The following is a 20,648-nucleotide window of genomic DNA, read 5'->3' as shown; positions in this document are numbered from 1 at the left end:
CAGAAATGGGCAACCACCAGAGATTGCCCATTTCTGTTTTATAGGTGTTTTCGAGAATTTACCCTAAAATCTCTTTAAGAGTCTCCTGGTTGAAAGGCTTGGTCAGGAAACCGGTAATGGGGAATTGGCTTGCTTTTTCTTTGTCCTGCGGGTTGAAGGAACTGCTACAGACATACACCTTGGTTTGGCTCAGGTCTAGTTGGTTTAATTGGGTGATCTGTTCCAGTAATTCAAAGCCATCCATGACCGGCATCCAAAGATCCACGAAGATCAGGTCGGGGAGTTTTTGGTCTCCGTTGCTGGTGAGTTCCTGAAGTTTGCTGATGGCTTCCTGGCCGTTTTTGGCCGTGATTACTTCGTTCTTGATGCCCGCTTTCTTCAGGTAAAGTTTAGAGATAAACACCCAGTTGGCATCATCGTCAATGACCATGACGGTTTCAATGGGTGTGGAGGTTGTTTCGGGGTGGGTGTTTAAGGGGTTTCTATGTTCCATTGCCTTAAAGTAATGGAAGGATAACCAATAAATAAGTAGAAGGTTTAAGGTAATTACATGGCGGCAGGCAGATATACCTTAAACTCAGTGCCTTCCCCTTCTTTGCTGTTTACCTCAATTTTACCGCCCGCATTGTCTAGAATGCGTTTTACCATGAAAAGCCCAATACCGCTGCCTTCTACGTGGTCATGGAAGCGCCGGAACATGGTGAACAGGTTGTTTTGCTGATGCTCTGTGAGGCCCAGGCCATTATCTTTGACGGAAAGTACCACAAAGGGCTCCTGCAACCGGGTATGGAATCTAATAATACATTCGCGGTCTGCTGCTTGGTATTTGATGGCGTTACTGAGCAGGTTGTAGAGAATGCTTCTGAAGTTTTTCTTGGAGAACCTGAGTTGATGGACCTGAAAATCGGTTTGGATAAAGCAGCGCTTTTGTTTGTTGGGGTAGTTCAGATCGGCTATTATGTCTTCATACACATCCTTGATATTGGTGACTACCTCTTCTGTTTCCTCTTGGCCAGTGTTTTTCTGCAGTTTGCTGATCTCTGACAAATCTTCAATGGTGCGTTTAAACCGATGGATGGAGTCCACGATCCGGTTCAGGATTTCCTGGGTTTCTTCATTCAGGAAGTTTGATTCCTTAAGCATTTCTTCCAGGAACTCCACTAGCGCCTCTATGTTGGTGATAGGAGACCGCAAATCATGGGAGGCTGTGTAAATAAAGTTATCCAGGTCTTTGTTTGTTCTGGTGAGCTCAATGTTCTTGTGCTCCAGGGCATCCTGCTGCCGTTCGGCAAGTTTATGCTGCAGTTCTTTCTGTTTGGTAAGGTCTCCGGTGATTTTAGTGAATCCTAAATGTTGCCCGTTTTCAGAAAAAATGGGCGTAAGCGTGACGGTGGCCCAGAAGAGGGAACCGTCTTTGCGTTTGCGCCAATCTTCGGCCTCATAAGAACCATTCTCCAAGGCCTCTTTCATTTCTTTCTCCGGATGCCCTGCCCGTTGGTACTCATCGGGGTGCAGAATGCCATAAAACTGGCCAACGATTTCTTTCTCGGTATACCCTTTCAGCCGTTCCGCTCCCTTGTTCCAGGCGACGATACAACCCTTTGTATCCGTGGCAAAAATGGCGTAGTCTTTTACCTGGTTTACAAAATAGGAGTTGATGCTTTCTGCAGAGTAGTTAGGATCCATGGAGTTACACGTCAAGAAGCTTTGCTTACGCCGGTTTTTACTTACTAAAATAAAAAAGGTTTATACGTACTCCTAATTGAATAAACATCAAGTTTCTTTCTGTTTATATACATATAGATATATACAGAAAGAAACTTAACCAGTCCTTACCTTGTATATTTGAAAGAGACGGCCTATGGGATGACAGCGTTTCCCCGCACCCAATCGTGAAAGCCTCTTTATTCCAAGCCTTAGTTGAACAGACGCAACTGGCGTACTTTGCTTACGACTGTAATACAGAGCAATTCACTTACCTAAGCCCCAAGTTTCAGGCCCTGTTCAAAACTTCTTTTGAAAATTCTCCCGTAAACGCGCTGCTGGATCTAGTGCACCCCGAGGACCAAAGCCATGTGGCCGATATCTTGACTAAGCCCAGGAAGGAGGGGAGTTGCCCGCAGATTGAGTTCAGGGTTCAACTTCCCCAGCAGGAAGAACAGTGGGTGTGCCTCAATCCATTTCTCATGAAAGAAGGTCAAGAGAAATGGTTTCTCTTAGGCCACGTAGAGGACATTACCGCCCAGCGTACCTACAACGACAACATAAAAAAGTACTCCAATAAAAAGAACTCCATTCTGAACATCATCTCCCATGATTTAGCTGGCCCTTTGGGCGTGATCAGGAATCTCTCCCAATTACTGGACGAACACCTGGGAGACGCCGCAGACGAAGATGCACACCATATTATTTCTCTCATTGAGCGCAGCAGCCAAAAAGGAGTACAACTGTTGCAGGAGTTCCTTAACCAGGAGTTTCTGGAATCTGTTAACACAGAACTGATCTCTAGACGGGTAAACCTGGTTGAAAAATTCAGGGAGACCATGGAAGTGTACCATCTAGATGCTAAAAGCCTGGTGACCGTTCAGGTTCAGTTTAAGCCCGGTAGTGAGGAAATTTATGCCCAGGTAGATGACATAAAATTTCTGCAGGTCATCAATAATTTAGTCTCCAACGCCCTTAAGTTTACTCCTGAAGGAGGTTCCATCATTGTTAGCCTTGAAGAGGAGCAGGAGACCATATTGGTGAAAGTAGCCGATACCGGGGTAGGCATTCCTGAGAAGTTCCATGCTGAGCTCTTTGATAAATTTACCAAAGCCCGCCGGCCAGGTTTAAGGGGAGAGACTTCCATTGGATTAGGAATGTCCATCATCAAGACCATTGTAGAATGGCACCACGGTAAAATCTGGTTTGAAAGCCAGGAAGGAGCAGGAACTACCTTTTACATCAGGCTGCCCAAAACCAATCCCCAACCATCACTTCCTGTCAACACCTCATCTGGCTTTTCTCTTAGCTAAAGAAGTTGGTGCGTTTTACTTTTCATCCCCCTGTAAGGAGAGGTTTTTATACTTTTCTTTTAGGCCAGGTATTCTCCTTGCCTAAACTCTTCGTTCAGGCCTTTTTATATTGCCTTAAATCTCATAGCTGAAGCTTCTTCAATTCTCCTTTCTATCGAAATCATACCCCGAAAACAAACTTGAATTTCGGGCTGATATTTTCATTTTATATATTGAAGTTTTCCTGAAATTAGGTCTGTTATTTACTAAGTATTGATAATTAGTATTTTAGGATTTGTTTGCGCGAAAACACCCCTTTATGTCCTATTTACGGGGTGTTTTGCTGTAAATACGGTTTTTTTAGTGCATACACCTATATTTAGCCGGTTCTTCAACTAACTCCCTACGCCCGCGTAACTCCCCTAAACCAGTAAGCCAATTAGAAAAATTACTGGAAAATAAGCACCTCACTTCACAGATTTAAAGAGGAATGGCTACACAATCTTTGGGCGTTTTACCAAGGAATCTGCTGCCAGCAAAGCAAAGATAAGTGCATTTGTTTCTACCAGATGTATTTGCCTCTGGCTCTGATCTGAACTAGGAAATTATGGAGAAAAGTGAAAACCTGAACCCCCTGTACCCAGAAGTCTGGGCTGGGTTGGAGTGTACGGTAAACCGGGTAGGCGATGATTACCTGGACCAGATGCAGTTAAACGGACACGCCGTACGGGAAGAAGACATTGCCTTGTTTGCCTCCATTGGCGTAAGTAAAATGCGGTATCCGTTGCTCTGGGAACTCACCGCCCCCAACGGACCCGCCACCGCTGACTGGACCTGGGCCGACCGCCGCATGCAACTGCTACAGGAGCATAAAATTACCCCCATCATTGGCCTGGTGCACCATGGCAGCGGCCCACGGCATACTAACCTCGCTGATCCAACTTTCCCTGAAGGAGTAGCCGAGTACGCCCGCGCCGTAGCCGAACGTTACCCTTGGCTGGAGTACTTTACCCCTGTAAATGAACCTTTGACAACCGCCCGTTTTAGCGGTTTGTACGGCCACTGGTACCCGCACGGGAAAGATGGTCTCACCTTTGGGCTAACTTTGCTGCATCAGTGCAAAGCCACCGTCCTGGCCATGCAGGCCATCCGGGAGGTAATTCCCAACGCTAAACTGGTGCAGACAGAGGACCTTGGCAAAACCTATAGTTCCCCATTATTGGCCTACCAGGCCAAACTAGATAACGACCGCCGCTGGGCAAGTCTGGATTTACTTACCGGTACGCTTACCCCGGAGCACTCCATGTGGAAGTATTTCGTGGACAACGGCATTCCGGAGGAAGACCTACAATGGTTCCGGGACAATCCGTGCCCACCAGACATAATCGGTATAAACCATTACCCGCCCAGCGAGCGCTACCTGGACGAGAACCTGGCTGCTTTCCCGGAATGGACCCACGGCGGAAACGGCATTCACCAGTACTCAGACGTGGAGGCGCTCCGGGTGAAAACCGAGGACCCGGCAGGGTTCTATTCGGGTCATCGGGTGTTGCTACGCGAGGCCTGGGACCGGTACAATTTGCCGATCTCGGTGACCGAGGTCCATATCTGCGGAGCCCGCGAGGAACAGGTGCAGTGGTTTAAGCACGTGTGGGATTCCTGCACAGATTTGAAAAAAGAAGGAGTAAACGTTGTAGGCGTGGCGGCTTGGTCTTTGCTGGGCACCTTTGACTGGGTGAACCTGGTCACCCGCGCCGATGGCTTCTATGAGCCAGGAGTCTTTGATGTGCGCGGACCTAAACCCCGCCCCACGGCTCTGGCCAAAATGTTGACCCAATTGGCGCAGGGCAAGGAGTACGAACATCCGCTGTTTCATCTGCCCGGTTGGTGGCAGCGCCCCGACCGTTTTTTCTATCCGTTTACCGAGGAAAGCAAACATGCGGAGCTTTTCCTGAACCGCGAAGAGAGTAGGTTTGGGAGAGGAACCAAATCGGTGTGGCGCAATAACTGGAATCCAATCTGCGAAACAGAAACCATTCCGGACGGCGATGGGCTTACCGAGAAAGAGGTCCTTCACCTGGAAAATACCACCCGGCCCATTCTCATCACCGGCGCTACGGGTACGTTGGGGAGCGCGTTTGCCCGCCTTTGCGGTGACCGCCACATCCCGTACCGGTTAGTGGGCCGCAAACAGATGAACATCACCGATCCGTTTTCTATTGAGCGGGCCATGAACTATTATAATCCCTGGGCGGTGATCAATGCGGCGGGCTATGTGAAAATAGACGAGGCGGAGGAAGACTGCGAAAACTGCCACCTGGTGAATTCGCACGGGGCCATGTTGCTGGCGGCCACCTGTCAGAAAAGGGGAATCCAGTACCTGACTTTCTCCTCTGACCTGGTGTTTGATGGCCTGAAGCAGCAACCCTATACCGAGGCCGATGCCGTGAACCCCCTGAACGTGTATGGCCAAAGCAAAGCCCAAGCCGAGAAATATGTGCAGGACATGCACCCAGGAGCATTGGTGGTAAGAACCAGTTCATTTTTCGGCCCGTGGGACGAGGCCAACTTCCTGACCTTGATGATAAAGCAACTCACCCAAGGAAACACGTTCCTGGCTCCGGAAGACATCATCATTTCGCCCACCTACGTGCCCGATCTGGTAAATGCCTGCCTTGACCTGCTCGTGGACGAGGAATCTGGTATCTGGCACCTGACCAACGAAGGAGAACTGTCCTGGGCTGAGTTTGCCCGGAAAGCCGCGCAGATTGCCGGCCTTGACCCTGGGTTGATACAAGGCTTTTCGGCCAATGAGTTGGAAGGACAACAGGCACCCAGACCCCGCTACAGCGCCTTAAGCAGTGAACGCGGCCAAATATTACCGTCTCTGGATGATGCCTTAGCCCGTTATGCCAACCGCATGAAATGGGCAAATAGAATTGCCGTTCGGGCCTGATTTTCAAATTTCGGGCTGTAAATGGAAACAAGAAATACGTTTGGATGATTGTTGATGTGTAGGTGTATGAAAACCCTTCCCGCTAGGAGGGGTTTTCATGTTTTATCCTTCCCGGTAAGACTTTCCAAACAAGGACACCCGAAGGTAAAATGGTTTCGGCCTTGTTTTCGGGAAACAAGCACCAAAACGGGAGAGATTCCCTTTACTCCTTTACTTTATCTTTGAGCCAGTAGCGCACGCCAAAAGATAGACTCATGATGTCTGGGTAGCCGGGCACAAAGGAGGTAGAGAAATCCACGCGGTCAGAGAGGCGGTAGTTGTACTCAAACTCCCCGGCGTACCAAATCATCTTGTACTGCCATTTGTCATCTGGTTCGCCGCCAAAGAAAGAGGTAGACACGTTGTAGCCGTCCAGTTCTGCCCAGTTGCGGCGGTACACCAGCGTAGGGCCAATGCCTCCGTTCAAGGAGTGCCGCCCAATGTTGAAGACCACTGCCCGCACCCCTAAATGGGTGAACCCGGCAAAACGCATAGCGCAATCGGCGTAAAAAGCTTGAATCGCTTTGACGGAGAACTTACCTGGCACAAAAAAATGCTCATACCCCACACTGGCGCCAATGTTCACAACCAGGTAGCCTTTGCCATCGGGGTTCAGGGGCATCAGTTCGGCGTTATCGTCGCCTTTAGGATGCAACGTCAGCCCGAAATACTTGATGTTTAGGTTCCGCTTGTATTGCGCCTGCCCTGAGAACGAGGCTAAAACAAGAAGCACCGCTAGTATCCATTTATTCATGTAAGCCTATATACGGCAGATGCCGGTTTTTGCTGAAAGTACGCGGAATCGCCTAAAAGGTAAACTAAAAATTGCTGGCTGGGTAGAAAGGAACCAGGGAAGAGCCCAAACAACAGTTTCATCCAAAGGAGGTTTCAAAATTAGTTTTTTGGGCCTTTTCTCAGCTAAGAAGGAATCTTCTGAAGATGAAAGCATTAAGGCAAGAAGAGGTGAAATAAATCTTCGGCCGATCTGTTTTAAAGCAGCATGCCTCCTGAAAAGGAAAGGAAGAAGCCACGGGATTTGTAAGTTTTCTGCCTATTTTACGACAAATGAAGCAACACCATAGGCTTGGCCTGTGCGCTGTTTTCAGAAGGAAATATTCATTATGCGACAGTTTTTTAAGTTTGTACTGGCCACCTTTGTGGGCCTGTTTTTATTTTTTTTCATAGGCTTCCTGCTCTTGTTGGGCATTGCCGCGGCAACCTCCTCCAGTGATGATGTCAGCATTGCCGAAGGTTCTGTGCTGGAGCTCAAATTGGGTCAGCCGGTAGTGGAACGCGCCCCCCGTAACCCGTTTGCCGAGTTTGGTTTCGGGGATATGTTCGGGCAGGAAGGTATCGGGTTGGATGAAATCAAAGCCTCTATCAGGAAGGCCAAAGCTGATGACAACATCAAAGGCATTTTCCTGAACCTGGATCTGCTTCAGGCCGGTATGGCATCGGTAGAAGAAATCCGCAATGCGTTGCTGGACTTCAAGAAATCTAAGAAGTTTGTGGTTGCCTACAGCGAGTTCTCCACCGAGAAAGCCTATTACCTTGCCTCCGTGGCCGATCGGTTTTACCTGAATCCCCAAGGCACCATGGAGCTGAACGGGTTGAGCTCTGAGGTGATGTTCTTCAAAGGCACCCTGGAGAAGCTGGATCTTCAACCGTATATCTTTAAGGTAGGCGAATACAAAAGCGCCGTGGAGCCGTTCATCCTGGATAAAATGAGTGAGCCCAGCCGCGAGCAGACCCAGTCTTTCCTGAATTCCCTGAATGATTTCATGCTGAGAAACATTGCCGTTTCCCGCAAGAAAGATTTCGCGTACCTCAAAAACGTGTCAGATTCCATGCTGGTGCATAACGCGCAGGACGCCTATCGCCATGGCTTGGTGACGCACCTGGGCTATTATGATGAAGCCACCGACTTCATGAAAAGCAAAACCGGCGTTAAGAAAGACAAGGAGCTGAAGCTGGTCAACCTGGGAACCTACAAGAAAGTAGCCGACACCGAGAAGAAATCGGGCTCGTCCTCAAACAAAATAGCCGTCATCTATGCCTCCGGCGATATTGTAGGCGGCAAAGGCGATAATGAAAGCATTGGCGGACAGGGCATGTCAGAAGCCATCCGGAAGGCCCGTCTTGATAAAAACGTGAAGGCCGTGGTACTGCGCATCAACTCGCCGGGCGGTAGTTCGCTGGCTTCAGACGTAATCTGGCGCGAGGTGATGCTCACCAAGAAAGTAAAACCGATCATTGCCTCTATGTCTGATGTAGCCGCCTCCGGCGGATATTACATTGCCATGGCCTGTGATACCATTGTGGCGCATCCTACTACCATTACCGGCAGCATTGGCGTGTTTGGCATGATGGTCAACTCTGAGAACTTCTTGAAAAACAAACTGGGTATTACCACAGACCGCGTGAAGACCGGTAAATTCTCAGACGTGCCCTCCGTGACCCGCGCCATGACGCCGTATGAGAAAATGCACATCCAGCGCGAAGTAGAACGCATCTACAACGACTTTACCACCAAAGCCGCCCAGTCAAGGCACATGCCTGTGGCTGATCTTCGGAAATTAGCCTCCGGTCGGGTTTGGTCTGGGCTTGAAGCCAAGGAAAGAGGATTGGTGGATGTGCTCGGAGGCATGGAGCAAGCCATTGCCATTGCCGCCAGAAAAGCCAAGCTTAAGGAAGGGGAGTACCGCCTGCGCACCTTGCCGGCCCAGAAAACCTTCATGGACAACCTGCTTTCCGATACCGAGTCTCAGGTAAAAATGTATTCTTTACGGCAAGAACTGGGCGAGATGCTGCCTTATTACCTGCAGTACAAACGCGTTATGCAAATGCAGGGGATTCAGGCTCGTCTGCCTTTTGAGATCGAAATCAATTAACTACCAGAATAGAACTTCTCCTGAAAAGGCTGCCAAAAGGCAGCCTTTTTTGTTTTTAAGCAAGCCAAACAAAAGGTTTTCCCAATTTTTTACGACCTTTCCGCCCCCTTTATGAACCCGTTCTGGGGCCGTTTCCCCGAAAACAGCCCCAAAGCGACTTACCCAATTACCATGATTGAAACCCTGCAAGAAGCTTGCGATTACATCCGTCAGAAAACAGACAACTTTCAACCACATTTCGGCATTGTGCTGGGTACCGGCCTGGGCGCTCTGGTCCAGGATATTCAAATTGCCTACAGCCTGAATTATGGCGATATCCCGCATTTTCCGGTATCTACCGTGGAGGGCCACTCCGGTAAGCTGATTTTCGGGGAGCTGGGCGGCCGTCCGGTAGTGGTGATGCAAGGGCGTTTCCACTACTATGAAGGCTATTCCATGGAACAGGTGGTGTTCCCGATTCGGGTGATGAAGCTGTTGGGCATCCAGAAGCTTTTCGTGAGCAACGCCGCCGGCGGACTGCACCCCGACTTCAACACCTCTGACCTGATGGTGATTACCGACCACATTAACTTGTTACCCACCAACCCGCTCATCGGGAAGAACCTGGACGAACTCGGTCCCCGTTTCCCCGACATGAGTGAACCCTACAGCGAACTCCTGGTACAGCAAGCCCTGGAAGTAGCCGAAGCAAACGGATTGCAGGTGAGAACCGGTGTGTACGCCAGCGCCCCGGGTCCCATGCTGGAAACCAAAGCCGAATACCACTACATCAGAACCATCGGGGCCGATGCCGTGGGCATGAGCACCGTGCCCGAAGTGATCGCCGCCGTCCACATGAGCCTGCCCGTCTTCGCCGTCTCCGTTATTACCGACCTCTGCGTGCCGGGCAAAATCAAGAAAGTCATACTAAAAGACATTCTGGAAGCCGCCGCTAAAGCTGAACCCAACATGACCCTGCTCATCAAAGAACTTATCAAGCGACAAGACTGAGGTGAGTTCTGAATCCTGGGTCTATAGGATTTATCTAGAAGTTTGCTTCCTTCTCCTTTGTCATCCTGGAAGGATCTTGGGGGCGAACTAGATAGGCCTTCCCTTGCCAACTTTTATCCTCCGGTTTTGGAGGTGTTTTCGCAAAACTCTTCTAAAACAGTCCCTCAAAGTATAAAGCCCAAGAAGAAGCGGCTCCGGAAATTTTTCGGAGCCGCTTCTTCTTGGGCTTTAGTAATATCGGGTTACAACCTTACTTGATGATCAATTCCCTGGAATCGTAATTCAGATGCGTGAAAATGCCGTACCCACCGGCTACCGTTGATTTAATGGTGACAGGCTGGGCAAAGGGGTTGCCGTTGGCTCGGCGGGAATCCTCTACGCTGCTGATGAAGTCGTAGTAAGCCTGGTCAAGGTGGAACAGCTTAATGGTTAAAGTATCGTTCCGGTCGAAGCGGTAGGTGGTGGTGTAGGTGATTTTCTCTCCGTTTCGCAAGCGGTCATTCACCTCGGCGTCTAGTTGGCTGTCTATTCCCACGCTGTCCTTTTTGTGGGCCAGAAGCCGGTAAAAGTTTTTCTGGGCCGCATCATCCTGCCAGCGCACCATCAGATAAGCTTCCTGGCTTTCCTCGGGTTTGCTGTTGAATTTGTAGCCTACGCTGTCAATGGGAGCAGGGGGCAGGACCGTGGTAGTTCCGGTTACCCGGCGGCCTTTGGTATCGGTGATGACCAGTTTGAATACATCGCCGGGCACGGCACTCACCAAACTACGGTTGAAATGGGTGTAAACCTTTTCGTTTTCCTCATCCACGATCAAGGTGTCTTTCAGAACTACCGGTTCCTCGTTGTTCTTGGAGATGGTCACGGTGGCGCCCTCCACCAGCAGGGCCTCAGGACCCGCAAAATACCCCGATGACTCCTGCAAGGCCAGCTTCATGGGTTCGTTGTTGATGAGGTAGCATTCCACCACCATTTGAGGCGGCAGGTTGGGCAAGGGCACGGCAATCTCCTGTTCCATGTCACAGGAAGAAATCAGCCCTGCTAAGAGCAGGGAAGAGAAAGCGGCCCGCAGAGAAAAGGGAGTTCCCATTAGAATTTAAAGTTATAGGTAATGGACGGGATCACCGGGAACAAGGAAACCTGCTTAGCCACAAAACCGGTGATCTGGTCGTTTTCCTCGTCTTTGATGGTCTCGAAATACACGAAGTAAGGGTTGCGTCTGTTGTAGGCGTTGTACACGCTGAGGGTAAGGTCAGAAGAACCACGTTTCGGGCGGAGTTTGTACACCAGACCCAGGTCCAGGCGGTGATAAGCCGCTAGCCTAAAGGAGTTACGCTCTGGGTACACCGGAATCACGGTATAATCTTCGCCGTTCACATCCTGGAAAATGAAGCGCTGCACGGGCAGGGAGTAGGCATTGCCGGTGCCGTACACAAACGTGGCCGTGGCACTGATGCGCTTGCTCACTTCCTGAATGGCTACCACCGAAATATCATGGCGCCGGTCAAAGCGGGTAGGGAAGGTCTTGCCGTTGTTGATGTCTGGGAAGGTGCGGTTAGACCAAGAAAGCGTGTAGCCTATCCAGCCAGTGGTTTTGCCTTCTTTCTTCTCCACGTAGAACTCCTGGCCGTAGCTGTCGCCGGTGCCGAACACGAACTCCTGCTCCAGGTCATTGTTCCCGAAGATCTCGGCCCCGTCGCGCAGATCCAACTGGCGCTTCATTTTCTTGTAATAGGCCTCGGTGCTGAACAGGTATTTGCCTTTGTGCAGCTTGGTAAGGCCAATGGTGTACTGGTCGGAGCGTTGCGGTTTTACGCCGGGGCTCGACGGATACCAGATATCGGTGGGCAGCGAGGCCCCGGAGTTGGAGATCAGGTGCACGTACTGGAACATGCGGGTGTAGTTTGCCTTGAGAGTAAGCGTTTCGGAAAGACGGTAGCTAGCCGCCGCCCGGGGCTCCAGGCCCACGAAGTTCTTGCCGTTGCCCAGGAAACCAGACAGGCGCAAGCCGTAGCTCAGGGTGAAAACGGGGTTAAAGGTCCAGTCATCGGAGACGTAAACACCATATTCTTGCCCTCGGTAATTATTACCCGCATTCACGTTCACCGATCCATCCTGACTGTTGGCTTCCAGCCGACCCACGGTAAACCGATGATCGGTCACCGAGCCCCCGAACCGCAGGTGGTGATGCTCCGAGGAGATGTACTCGAAGTCAGATTTCAGGGTAAGGTCAGTGATGTGGGAGGTGAGGCTGAAGGAGTAAATATCCAGTTCGTTTTTAATGGCGTATTCATAATTAGAAGCCGAAAACGTGGTATTTACGTAAAAACGGGGCGAAAACTGGTGCGCCCACCGTGCTGAACCCACTTTGTTTCCCCAGTTAAAATTGAAGTTGAAGTCCTCGTCGTTGAATTTGAAGAAATCGCGGCCATAGTAGCCACTGATGAAAAGCCGGTCGTTGGGACCAAGTTCAAAGCTGGCTTTCGCGTTGAAGTCGTAGAAATAGTAATCGGGGATAGGACTCCAATCCGGGTCACTTTCCTGCGATTTGTTGATCAATCGGGTAAAGACATCCACGTACGTGCGGCGCCCCGAGATGAGGAATGAGGACTTGTCTTTCTGAATTGGCCCTTCCACCGAGAGGCGAGAGGCAATCAAGCCAATTCCGCCGGATACATCATTTTCCTTCCGGTTACCATCCCGCAGTTTCACGTCCAGCACGCTGGAGAGCCGGCCACCGAACTGGGCCGGAAAACCGCCTTTGTACAGTTCCACCCCGCGTACCGCATCTGGGTTGAACACGCTGAAAAACCCGAACAAGTGGCTGGGGTTGTACACCAGGGCATCGTCCAGTAAAACCAGGTTTTGATCTGAGCTTCCGCCCCGCACAAACAGACCGCTGCTGCCCTCGCCACCGTTCTGGATGCCGGGTTTCAGTTGTAGGGTTTTGATGATATCTACTTCGCCAAAGAGCGCCGGCAGCAACTTCGCCTCACGTGAGGAAAGGGTTTCCATGCTCATCTGGGGCGTGGTGAGTCGCTCCTGAAACGTGTTCCGCTCAGATTCTACCACTACCTCGCCCAGTTGGCTCGCGGCTTCCTGCAGTTCAACGTTCAGACGGGTGTTTTTCCGGAGTACCACCTCCTGGGTTAAAGTCTGGAATCCGATGTAAGTGAACTGGATCTGATAGGTGCCGGGCACCAGGTTCAGGGCATACACCCCGTTGGTATTGGTTTCTACCCCGTTGGTAGTGCCGGCTACTGCCACAGTGGCCCCAATCAACACTTCGCCGGTAAGGGCAGAACGCAAGGTACCGCTCAGGGTCACACGGTCCTGGGCCTGGGTAAAGGAGAGAGGCAGGAGAAGGAAAAGCAAAAAGAACAGAGTACGCAGGGGTACTGGTCCCTTTACAGGAAAGTTTCTGTAGAGAGTGTGCACGCTTGAGGTGGTCAGATTTAACACATAACGCCTAAACCCCTGATATGTTTTCAGGGGTTTAGGCAACGTTCCCTTAAAGATAGCAGATTAAATCAACTGTTTTAATAAGCCGAGGGGAAGGGTAGGTAGGCTAGAATTTTCCGGGGCAATATCTTTAACATTCCTCAAAAAGGCAGTGCCCGTTTCAAAGGCGTTTTTCTGAAAACACCCCCGAAACGGGCACTGCCTATCAAGTAGAGATTACAAGTTAGAATACAGCCAAGCTTGTCTCAAGGCTAACTGGGCCGGAGTAGCGTTAGTGTCCGGCGTGAGCAGGTGCGAAACGGTTTCCTCAGCGGCGACCAGGTTGGCTTTAAGTACTACAGGCTTCACGGTACCATTGGCGTCTTTACGCCCCACGGTCACCGCAATTGGGGTACCTTCCTTCGCGTTCACCACGTGCTTGTTCATGATGTCCGTGGCGTTGCGTAGGTTCAGGTCCTCGCCGTTGATCTGCCATAACTGGTCGCCGGCTTTGTAGCCCAACTGCTTGCCAAAAGCATTCAGGTTCTCAATGCTGGCCACCACCAGGTGCCCCGAGGCTTGGTCATACCCGATGGTAGGTCTGCCCAGGGAAATGCGTTTCTGGGTGCCCGTTGGCTGGTACGTAATACCCACTTTCCGGAAGATCTCGGAATACGGCAGGGGCTCGTTACCTTCCACGTAGCGCTTGAAGAAGTCGCGCACCTCGGGGAACGTCAGGGAAGTGATTTTGTCAAACAGCTCCTCGTCTTTGAACGACTGGTTTTTGCCGTAGGTCCGGCTCAGGTCTTTCATCATGTTCCGGATGCCGTATTTGCCGCCCGAGAGCTCCCGCAGCCTGATGTCTAGGGCCATGCCAATCAAAGCGCCTTTCTGGTACACGTTGCCGTATTGTTTCTCGTGCTTGTCAAGGGCGCCCAGGCTTAGTTCAGTGAAGGAAAGGGCATCGTTGTACTGCTGCTGCGAGGCAATGATCTTGTTGCGTAGCTCGGTCAGGAAATCAGGTAACTCGGTGAGTTTTTGGTTTACCTGCACGTGGTGCGCAAAATACTCGGTCACGCCCTCGTACATCCAAAGGTGTTTGGACATCTTGGGGTTGCTGAAATCAAAGTTCCCGATTTCCTCGGAGTGAATGTTCAAAGGAGTCACAATGTGGAAGAACTCGTGCGCCGAGATGTTCCGGACTTGTTCAGCCAGCATCGCCGGAGGCATCTCTGGGAAATAATAAACCGAGGAATACGAGTGCTCCAGTGCCCCGTAGGCTCCGGTGCGGTTCTGCTTGTTGTCAATGTAGATCAGGAAAGCATATTTGTCTACCGGCAGGGTTCCTCCCAGGTACATCCGTTGGGCTTCCAGAATAGGTTTGATGTTCTCGGCCAAGTTTTTAGAGCGGGCTCCGCCTCCGGCAGCGTACGTAGCGATCAGTACATCGGCGTTGCCCACCTTGAGCATGGCCGTGTCCGGACGGCTGTACAGCATGGGCGCATCTACCAGGTCGTTGTAGTTCTGGAGCAGGTACGTGTCTGACGTTGGCGTAGAGCTGGTGGCTCTGAGCGGGGTAGCGCCGTAGAAGTCCTGCGGTTTGTTTACCGTGATCTGGTAAGGCGCCTTGGTCATGTTGGAGAAGTACCCGAAGAACCCGTGCGTGTTGATCAGGAACACCTTGCCTTCCTCAATATCAGTGGCGGCGGGCTCAAACACGATGTCCTCTTTCTTGGGCGTGTCCCAGGTGTCGTCTACCAGGTAGGTGAGGCGGGCCAGTTTTTTGGCTTTCTTTATCTTCCAGGTGTTCTGGTCCAGGCGTTCCACGCTCAGCTTTTTGCCTTTCTTGTCAAAGGCTTGGAAGTCAGAGACGAACTTCCCGAAATTATAGACAGCATAGGTGCCGGGCACCATTTTGGGCATCTGGTAGAGGACTTCGTCTTCTTTGAAATCTGGGGTGATCAGAGTTACCTGCAGTTTATCGTCTTTGACCTGCCCCAGGTCCACGGAAAAACGGTAAGCAGGGGTGGCGTTGCTCTGCGCCAGCAGGGGAGAATGCAAGAGAGCGGCAAACGCCAGGGCCGCCAATGATTTTTTCAACATATAGTTTTATAGGTGTTGGAATGCTAAGAAAACGAAAGTTATCGGGTTTAGGTGTCTATACCGGAAGAATCAGGTTTCAATTATAGGGAAAACGTCTGTTCCCCGCAGTTCTTTAGTCGTGGGGCGGCCCGGAAACTTACATATTCGTTTCTGGCCTGATTTTGTAAAACTGTACCTAAAACCGAAACGCACCCTTAGCAACGATCCGGACCTTTTACCATACGCACCGCCAGCTTTACCCGGAAAAGGAAAACAAAGCCTTCCATTTTAAAGCCGATTTCTAAAAAACAGACCCGAAACAGGTTACTCGCTCCTGAGCGATTTCACAGGGTCCAGCAACGCCGCTTTGGCCGCCTGGAAACTGACGGTAGCCACGGCGATGACCAGCGAGGCCAACCCGGCGGTAAAGAACAGCCATGGACTTAAATTTACCTGATAGGCAAAATCCTGGAGCCAGTTCTTCATGCCGTACCAAGCCAACGGCGAGGCGATCAAAATGGCCAGCAGCACCAGCAGCGCAAAATCCTTGGACAACAGCAGCACAATCTCCACCACCGTAGAACCCAGCACCTTTCTTATGCCGATCTCTTTTTTGCGCTGCTCGGCGGTGAAAGAAGCCAGCCCGAACAAGCCCAGGCAAGCGATGAGAATAGTCAACGCCGCGAAATACCCGAAAACCGTCAGCATCTTTTCCTCGGCCTGGTACTGCCGGTTGAAATAATCGTCCAGAAAAAAGTATTCCATGGGGTGCTTGGGAGCAAAGGCTTTCCATTTCTGCTCCAGAAAGGTGAGCGTGGCTTCTGCGTTTTGTGGGCTAATCCTGGCCAGCAGATATCGGCTCCCCTCTGGGATGGGCAAGATCATGAGCGGCTCAATGGGGTTGTGCAGCGAGGTGTAGTTGAAGTTTTTGGCTACCCCAATTACTTTGGCATCATGGTCTGTCACCTGTACGCGCTTACCGAGGGGATTTTTCCAGCCCAGCCACTTGGCCCCGGCCTCGTTTACAATCACGGCTCCCTTAGCATCCGTCGGGATGCCTTTCTGGAACGTACGGCCTTCGGTGAGTTCAATGCCCATCAGTTCTAGGGCGTTGTAGCTCACGAACATCACGTTCATGGTCTTGTCTATTTCGGCGCCGGCCTCGTCCTCCACCAATAGCAGCAGCCGGGACAGTTTTTCCCCGGGAATATCATTCACCGTGGCCACTTGCAGGATGTTTGGGTTTTGGGTCAGTTCCTGCATGACCACCGGCATCCTACTCAAGGTGACAGAATCCGCTTTGGGCATTTCAATGGCAACCACCTGCTCTTTGTTGAACCCCAGGCTCTTGTTTTTCAGGAACTGCAATTGGCTGTACACTACGGCCGTGCCGATGATCAAGACGAGTGAAATGGTGAACTGCACCACCACCAGGCTCCGCCGCAGCCAGGCATTGCTGCCCCTCGGGCTTTTGTCAGATTTAAGAACCTCCACCGGTTTAAACCCAGACAAAAAGAAAGCTGGGTAACTGCCCGCCACCAGACCCACAAACAGCAGAATGGCCAGCACCAGCAAACCGAAGTTGGGGTTCAGGAATGAGGAAAGGGCGAATTCTTTCCCGGTGAGTTGGTTGAAGACCGGCAAAGACAGCTCCACCATGGCCAGCGCCAAAATCAAACCCAAGAGCGTAATCAGGATGGATTCGCCCAGGAACTGCCCCATGATTTGGGTCCGGTGCGCGCCCACCACTTTGCGCAAACCCACCTCGCGGGACCGATTGGCCGAGCGGGCCGTAGCCAAGTTCATGTAGTTGATGCAGGCAATGAGCAGAATAAACACCGCCACCATGGAGAAAATGTACACGTAAGAGCGGCTCCCCGAAGGGCTGATATCGGTCTGGAAATCATTGTTGAGGTGAATGTCTGTGATGGGCTGCACCGTCAGTTCCATGGAGGCCGTAATCTGGTTTTCCTTCATCCAGGGCACCGCCCGCCGTTGCACCAAATCGGCCAGTTTTTGCTCAAACGTGGGCAAAGCCGCTGGGTTGTGGAGGGTGAAATAGGTGTAGTAGGCAAAGAAAATCCACTCGTTTTGTTCCTGGGCAATGGTCTCGGTATCTTTCCCGGCTCTTTCCGCTTCTTCGCGGGTGACCATGGAAAGAAAGGCATTGGCCAGAAGGTGCGAGTGCTTTTCGGGTTGGAAAATGCCCGTGACGGTGTACTGGTTTTTACTGAATTGCAGGGGTTTGCCCAGCGCTTGCTCCGTTCCCCCGAAATACTTTTGGGCCAGTTCGGCTGAGATCACGATGGTTTTGGGAGCTTTTAGCGCGGTTTCCGGATTTCCGGCCAAAAACGTGTAGGGCACCACCTGGAAGAACGTGCTATCGGCGTAAAATAATTTATCCTCTAGGAACGGTACCTGGTCTTTCCAGATGGTCTGTTTGAAAGAAGGCGCCAGACGGGCCACTTTTTTCACCTCCGGAACTTCCCGCCGCAGGTGGTCGGCGAGGGGCTTGGGGGAAAGCGAAAACAGGTCATTGTTGCCGTGGAAATTCACGCGGCTCACCACCCGGTAAATGTGCTCGGCATCAGGGAAGTTGCGCTCGTATGTGAGCTCGTGGCCCACGTACAGAAAAATAAGCAGGCACGCCGAGATACCGGTGGCCAGCCCGATGATGTTGATGGCCGAGTACGCTTTTTGGCGCAGCAGATTCCGCCACGCTATTTTGAGGTAATTCCTGAGCATTCGGGTATAAAATCGCGCCCCTGGAGGCCGTCCTAAGTTCTGAAATAGTTTTCGTTTAGGAGCCATTTCTTAGAAAACAGCCCCTAAACAGTTACTCGCTTCTAAGGGCTTTGATGGGGTCTAACAAAGCCGCCTTAGCCGCCTGCACGCTCACTGTGGCTATGGCAATGGCCAGCGCCACCACGCCCGCCCCCACAAACAACCATGGGCTCAGCGGCACCCGGTAAGCGAATTCCTGCAACCATTTCTGCATGCCGTACCAGGCCAGGGGTGAAGCCAGCACGATGGCAATAACCACCAGCACTGCAAAATCTTTGGTCAGGAGCATCACAATACCCATCACCGAGGAACCCAGCACTTTCCGTATTCCAATTTCTCGCGTGCGCAGCTCGGCCATGAAAGACGTAAGCCCGAATAAGCCCATGCAGGCAATCATGATGGTCAGAATAGAGAAGTACCCGAAGATCCTGAGCATCTTCTCCTCAGATTGATACTGCGCGTTGAAACTCTCGTCCAGAAAGGTGAGGTCAATGGGGCGGTTGGGGTCAAAGCGAGTCCAAGTGGTTTTCACGTGCGCCAAAGCTTCCTCAAAGTTTTCGCCGGAGAGCCGCGCCAGCAGATAGCCTGAGGTTCTGGGCCGCACACGCAGTACCACCGGCGCAATATTGTCGTGCAGTGAGGTGTAGTTGAAATCTTTGACCACTCCAATGACTTTGCCGCTGGTAGTGTCACTGAACCCGATACGTTTGCCCACGGCGTCCTGCCAACCCAGCAGGTTGGCGGCCGCCTCGTTGATGATGAAGCCTGCGCTTTGGTCGGTGCCCATGTCCTGGGAGAAGTTTCGGCCGGCTTTCAGCTTAATGCCCATCAAGTCCAGGAAGTCATAGTCCACGGTCATCATGTTCATGGTTTTTTCCACCATGGCGTTGTTGCGCTCCACCATAAAAATGAGCACCCCCGCGCCCTGACCCGGAATCTGGGCCGAGGCCGAGACCTGCGTCACATTCGGGTTGGCCAGCATCTCACTCTTGATCAAAGGCAGTTTACTCGTGAGGGTGGTGTCTCCGCTGGGAATGTCAATTACGGCCACCTGCTCTTTGTTGAAGCCCAGGTCGGCTTTCTTCAGGAAATCCATCTGGCTGTAGACCACCACGGTGCCGATGATGAGCACCAGCGAAATAGTGAACTGCAGAATCACCAGTCCTTTGCGCAAGGTCGCACCACTGCCCCGCGGCGCTTTGTCTGATTTAAGCACATCCACCGGTTTAAAGCCCGACAGGAAGAATGCCGGGTAACTGCCCGCCACCAAGCCAATCAGAAGAATAATGCCCAGCAACGTGAGCCCGAACACCGGGTTGAGCAGGTAAGACGAACCAATGTTTTTGCCCGTAAGGCCGTTGAACGTAGGCAGCAGCAACTCCACCAGCGCCAAGGCCAACAGAACCGCCAGCAACGTAATCACCAGTGACTCGCCCAGGAACTGACCTACCAACTGCGAACGGTGCGCGCCTACTACCTTGCGCAGACCCACTTCTTTCGCGCGTTTCGCGGAGCGGGCCGTGGCCAGGTTCATGTAGTTGATGGAGGCAATGAGCAGCACAAAAATGGCCACCGCCGAGAAAATAAAAATGTACGACCGGTTGCCCGAGGGTGAGAGTTCATACAACCAGTCGTTGGTGAGGTGAACATCGGTCAGGGGCTGAATTTTGTAGTCTACCCGGCCCGAGGATTGCATCTGGTCGTAGGCTGGTTTTACCCTCTTTTGGAAAAAATCGCCCATTTTCGCCTGCAGCGAAGCCATCTGTGAGGGGTTGCGCAGTACCACATACGTGTACGTGTTGGTGTTTCCCCATTCCCCTTCCATCATCTGCATGAACTCGTTGCCCAGTGAACTCATGGAGGCGAAGAAATCTGGCGTCAGGTGCGAGGGGCCGGATGGAGCCAGCACGCCCGTTACCTTGAACGACTCGCCCTGAATTTTCACTAACTGCCCCATCGCCGCCGCCGCACTCCCGAAGAGTTTCTCGGCAGTAGCCTGGGTGAGGACCATGGACAAGGGAGCCGCCAAGGCCTTAGCCGGATCGCCGCTCAGGAACTCGTAATCAAAAACGGAGAAGAAAGTGCTGTCAACGAAATAGGAGTTGTTGAGGTAGAAAACCTTATCATCACTGACGCTCACAGCCTGCTTGTCGCCGTTGACCAGGCGCACGGCGGTTTCCACCTCGGGGTAATCCGCTTTCAGGGCTGGGGCCAGACCGCCGGTGGTGAGGGAAGCTTTCTCAATCTCATCGTCCACAATCAGGTCGTTCACCACCCGGTACGTGCTGTCTGCTTTGGAGAAATGCTTCTCGTAACTCAACTCGTGCTGCACAAACAGGAAGATGAGCAGACAAGCCGAAATACCGGTGGCTAGCCCAATGATGTTGATGGCCGAGTACGCTTTTTGCCGAAGCAGATTCCGCCAGGCTATTTTGAGGTAGTTTTTTATCATGAGGTCAAGTCTGTTTTGAG

12 protein-coding genes are annotated in these 20,648 nt (G+C 51.7%); 4 read left to right on the top strand and 8 right to left on the bottom strand.

Annotated features, from left to right (window positions below):
• Window positions 1-58 precede the first annotated feature (58 nt).
• Window positions 59-493 carry a response regulator gene (locus EFB08_RS07795; protein WP_123126369.1) on the bottom strand — a complete coding sequence of 145 codons (435 nt, stop codon included), beginning with the start codon at window positions 491-493 and terminating at the stop codon, window positions 59-61.
• A gap of 53 nt (window positions 494-546) precedes the next feature.
• Complete coding sequence (locus EFB08_RS07790; RefSeq protein WP_123126368.1) at window positions 547-1,686, bottom strand: sensor histidine kinase; 1,140 nt, start codon at window positions 1,684-1,686, stop codon at window positions 547-549.
• 206 nt (window positions 1,687-1,892) lie between these two features.
• Here EFB08_RS07790 and EFB08_RS07785 point away from each other — a divergent pair, with 206 nt between their 5' ends.
• A complete protein-coding gene (locus tag EFB08_RS07785; RefSeq protein WP_123126367.1) occupies window positions 1,893-3,017 on the top strand; it encodes a PAS domain-containing sensor histidine kinase in 1,125 nt (374 codons plus the stop codon).
• A gap of 586 nt (window positions 3,018-3,603) precedes the next feature.
• Entirely contained in the window at window positions 3,604-5,952 is a 2,349-nt protein-coding gene (locus EFB08_RS07780; protein ID WP_123126366.1) for a family 1 glycosylhydrolase, read from the top strand.
• Window positions 5,953-6,154: 202 nt separating this feature from the next.
• Here EFB08_RS07780 and EFB08_RS07775 read toward each other — a convergent pair whose 3' ends face one another.
• Window positions 6,155-6,745: a hypothetical protein gene (locus tag EFB08_RS07775; RefSeq protein ID WP_123126365.1), complete on the bottom strand. Its 591-nt coding sequence runs from the start codon at window positions 6,743-6,745 to the stop codon at window positions 6,155-6,157.
• A gap of 367 nt (window positions 6,746-7,112) precedes the next feature.
• Between EFB08_RS07775 and sppA the strand changes: the two genes are divergently transcribed.
• Both sppA and EFB08_RS07765 read left to right on the top strand, forming a co-directional pair.
• Window positions 7,113-8,882, top strand: a complete 1,770-nt coding sequence (sppA, locus tag EFB08_RS07770) for a signal peptide peptidase SppA (protein ID WP_123126364.1) — start codon at window positions 7,113-7,115, stop codon at window positions 8,880-8,882.
• A gap of 171 nt (window positions 8,883-9,053) precedes the next feature.
• Window positions 9,054-9,872, top strand: coding sequence for a purine-nucleoside phosphorylase (locus EFB08_RS07765; protein WP_123126363.1), 819 nt, complete (start codon window positions 9,054-9,056; stop codon window positions 9,870-9,872).
• A gap of 250 nt (window positions 9,873-10,122) precedes the next feature.
• Here EFB08_RS07765 and EFB08_RS07760 read toward each other — a convergent pair whose 3' ends face one another.
• The 5 genes from EFB08_RS07760 to EFB08_RS07740 form a co-directional block, all read right to left on the bottom strand.
• Window positions 10,123-10,959, bottom strand: a complete 837-nt coding sequence (locus tag EFB08_RS07760) for a DUF4249 domain-containing protein (protein ID WP_123126362.1) — start codon at window positions 10,957-10,959, stop codon at window positions 10,123-10,125.
• Window positions 10,959-13,244: a TonB-dependent receptor gene (locus tag EFB08_RS07755; protein WP_227006254.1), complete on the bottom strand. Its 2,286-nt coding sequence runs from the start codon at window positions 13,242-13,244 to the stop codon at window positions 10,959-10,961. The genes EFB08_RS07760 and EFB08_RS07755 overlap by 1 nt, the downstream gene beginning before the upstream one ends.
• 303 nt (window positions 13,245-13,547) lie before the next feature.
• Entirely contained in the window at window positions 13,548-15,413 is a 1,866-nt protein-coding gene (locus EFB08_RS07750; RefSeq protein ID WP_165864829.1) for a M61 family metallopeptidase, read from the bottom strand.
• A 303-nt stretch (window positions 15,414-15,716) separates the two neighbouring features.
• Window positions 15,717-18,137, bottom strand: a complete 2,421-nt coding sequence (locus EFB08_RS07745; protein ID WP_165864828.1) for an ABC transporter permease — start codon at window positions 18,135-18,137, stop codon at window positions 15,717-15,719.
• A 91-nt stretch (window positions 18,138-18,228) separates the two neighbouring features.
• On the bottom strand, window positions 18,229-20,628 hold the full coding sequence (locus EFB08_RS07740; protein WP_123126360.1) for an ABC transporter permease: 2,400 nt from the start codon (window positions 20,626-20,628) through the stop codon (window positions 18,229-18,231).
• Between the last annotated feature and the right edge of the window lie 20 nt (window positions 20,629-20,648).

This window comes from Rufibacter latericius, from assembly GCF_003721515.1.
GTDB classification, from domain to species: Bacteria; Bacteroidota; Bacteroidia; order Cytophagales; family Hymenobacteraceae; genus Nibribacter; species Nibribacter latericius.
This window is presented reverse-complemented; position numbering and strand designations above follow the sequence as displayed.